The organism is Halalkalibaculum sp. DA3122 (assembly GCF_043951865.1).
In the GTDB taxonomy this organism is placed as follows: Bacteria; Bacteroidota; Rhodothermia; order Balneolales; family Balneolaceae; genus JAMQKA01.
On record NZ_JBINJF010000076.1, the window covers coordinates 1 to 2,838 of the forward strand.

The 2,838-nt window shown below is 44.0% G+C and carries 3 protein-coding genes; all 3 read left to right on the forward strand.

Annotated elements, in window-relative coordinates:
* Positions 1 to 427 precede the first annotated feature (427 nt).
* The 3 genes from ACG2F4_RS19155 (at position 428) to ACG2F4_RS19165 (ending at position 2,136) form a co-directional block, all read left to right on the forward strand.
* Positions 428 to 886, forward strand: a complete 459-nt coding sequence (locus tag ACG2F4_RS19155) for a hypothetical protein (RefSeq protein ID WP_395262552.1) — start codon at positions 428 to 430, stop codon at positions 884 to 886.
* A 724-nt stretch (positions 887 to 1,610) separates the two neighbouring features.
* Entirely contained in the window at positions 1,611 to 1,778 is a 168-nt protein-coding gene (locus ACG2F4_RS19160; RefSeq protein WP_395262553.1) for a hypothetical protein, read from the forward strand.
* Positions 1,765 to 2,136 carry a type II toxin-antitoxin system VapC family toxin gene (locus tag ACG2F4_RS19165; RefSeq protein ID WP_395262554.1) on the forward strand — a complete coding sequence of 124 codons (372 nt, stop codon included), beginning with the start codon at positions 1,765 to 1,767 and terminating at the stop codon, positions 2,134 to 2,136. The genes ACG2F4_RS19160 and ACG2F4_RS19165 overlap by 14 nt, the downstream gene beginning before the upstream one ends.
* Positions 2,137 to 2,838: the final 702 nt, after the last annotated feature.

The following is a 2,838-nucleotide window of genomic DNA, read 5'->3' on the forward strand; positions in this document are numbered from 1 at the left end:
ATCAGATTAGGGTACAAAAACGAGTGGAAGAGACTCTAAAGGTGACTTATGTTCCCTCTTAATATGTTTACCGGACAACAGTGATTTTTAATTCTACATTCATCATTCCCCATCCCCAGTCGGCGATTTTTTTGGTTCGTTTTTTCATCGATGAAAAAATGAACACCTAAGAAAGCTGTTGAAGATACCATCAGATATGGAAGGCTATCCCCAAGCAATAAAGTCTTCCTTTTGTTACATTAAACATCTGTAACGTCTTTTCAATCAGTGACCATTATAATTATGCAAAAAGACAAATTCCGCGTTGACCGTAATGCATTTTCCGTTACCAGCCTCCAGGAACAGGACAAGGAAGAGAAAATGTATTGGAAGGATAAAACGCCACATGAACGGTTAGAGGCAATGGAATTAACAAGACAGATTATTTATGGCTACGATCCCGCTACCACCCGACTTCAGAGAATTCTTGAAGTTACTGAACGATCAAAAAGTTAAATATTTATTAATAGATGGCTATGCAGTAGGTTATCACGGCTATGTCCGGGCTACTGCAGATATGGATATTTGGATAGCAAGAAACCCTTCTAACGCGGAGCGTGTAGTCAAAGCTCTTCACAAATTTGGTTTTGATGCTGATAAATTGAGTGCGAACCTATTTTTAGAAAAAGACCAGGTTATACGTATGGGGGTGCCACCAATGCGGATTGAAGTATTGACTTCTATTTCAGGTGTGGAGTTTAAGGAATGTTATGATACAAGAATAAAAGAGAGTTGGGATGATATCAGTGTAAATATTATTAGTTTAGAGAAGCTTAAACAGAATAAGCAGGCCAGTGGCAGGCTAAAAGATTTAAACGACTTGGAACATTTGGAGGTAGACGACTGACGACCGTTTGTCAGGCATACGTTACCCTGTACTTACTCTTCGCGAATACCTCCGCGTACTCTGCGATTAACATGTATTTTTCACCAGGAAATTGGTTCGTCAGCAAGACAATTTCGCCGCTCGCCAGGAAGCGAAGAGATCCGCAGAAGCACCTGCACCGGGCATGCGCCAGGATAGATTCCTCGACTTCGGATCGGGAACATCCGCCCGATCCTCCACTCGGAATGATTGCTATACCTCGTTCATACGATCTCCCCCTTCGAAATTCATTATTTTTAATTCTTCATTTTTCATTCCTCACTGAACATCCCCCTGCACCCCCTTCGAACGTCATTTACCGCTTTTTCATCATAACTGCCACAAGGGGGAAAGACCCGGGTTCTCCATTCCTGCCCCTTCGAAATTCATCATTCTTCATTCTTCATTCATAATTCCATCCTCCTTCCGCCCTGGCGATTCGTAAGCCGTCCGGCCGCATGCAGCGGCGGCGTGAAGAAAGAACTCCTGCAGCAAGAAGTGTCGTCCCTTCCGGAGTAACAAACCTCGCAGGTTTCGAACCATGCTTTGATTGACAAAACCAGCCCCGGTGCGGTCCACCTGCCCGGTGGGCCGTTGGCCACGATTTCCAAAAGGATACAGAAAGGAAGGCGTGATCTCGCGTTGGGTTTTTTAATGTACCTCAATTATATTGGTATAAAATAAGGTCAAAAAAACAGCTAAATGTATGATTACGATCATAAAAAAAGGTAGTACTGCAGAAACTGTCAAAGAAAAGTTTAGACAGCTTGAAGCTGGAAAGAATAAGGAATCCATTAAAAGATATTGTGGCATATTGAAGCTTAAAAAGGATCCTGTGAAGCTTCAAAAAGAATGGCGCGATGAGTGGGAATAATCTTCTCCTTGACACTAATATTATTCTTTACTTTCTGGGTGGGGACGAAACACTCATACCACTATTCGAAGATCATAATCTATTCATATCGTTTATAACAGAGATAGAGCTTTTGGGATACCCCTCTCTTGAAAATACTGAGCTGGAACAGGTAAAGGGATTTCTGAAAAATTGCACTGTCATAAACATGAATGAGGGTATTAAGAACAAGGCTATATCTATTCGCAGAAACAGTAGCATAAAATTACCCGATGCGATAATTCTGGCATCTGCTCTTAACATTGAAATACCGTTTATTACAGCTGACAAGGATTTTATGAAGATGGGGATTGGTGATATTATTATTTATGAGCGATGATTATAGCCTCTTCCTATATTGGTATGGCGGCACCTCAAAACGCATTGTTGAGGCGATAGTGGGATACGCCCCATCCCAAAACCCGCAGGGTTTCCTGTCCGCAAAAGCAGTCCTGGTAGTAACGTGTAGCCACCATTGAAGAAAAACCCCGGGGGTTCGAACAACGCCTACCTCCCAAACCTGCGAGGTTTCCCTTCCCGGAAAGGCAATGGCCTCGGGGAGGATTGTCCCTTCCGGAGTACAAACCTCGCAGGTTTCGAGCCGAGCTGACCATCAGACAAGGTATACCGTCAGGACCTTCGCGCCCCATTCAAGGCCGGGAAAGACCAGGGTGTATATTTTGTAGCTCGCTCCCTCGTCAGACAGAACTTCTTCCGGTCTTGGACATGGTGCTATACCTCGTTCATACGATCTCCCCTTCGAAATTCATCATTTTTAATTCTTCATTTTTCATTCCTCACTGAACATCCCCCTGCACCCCCTTCGAATATCATTTACCGCTTTTTCATCATAACTGCCACAAGGGGGAACCCCCGCGTTCTCCTTCCCGGTACCCCTTCGAAATTCATAATTTTTAATTCTTCATTCATAATTCCCATTCTCCGGTGGTGAATGGGGCACCCGCTCCGGCCTGTGCAGGCGTGGATGTTGATGGTCCGTCACGCTGGTTGCCCGCTATCAAAACTTTCACCGGTGCAACAT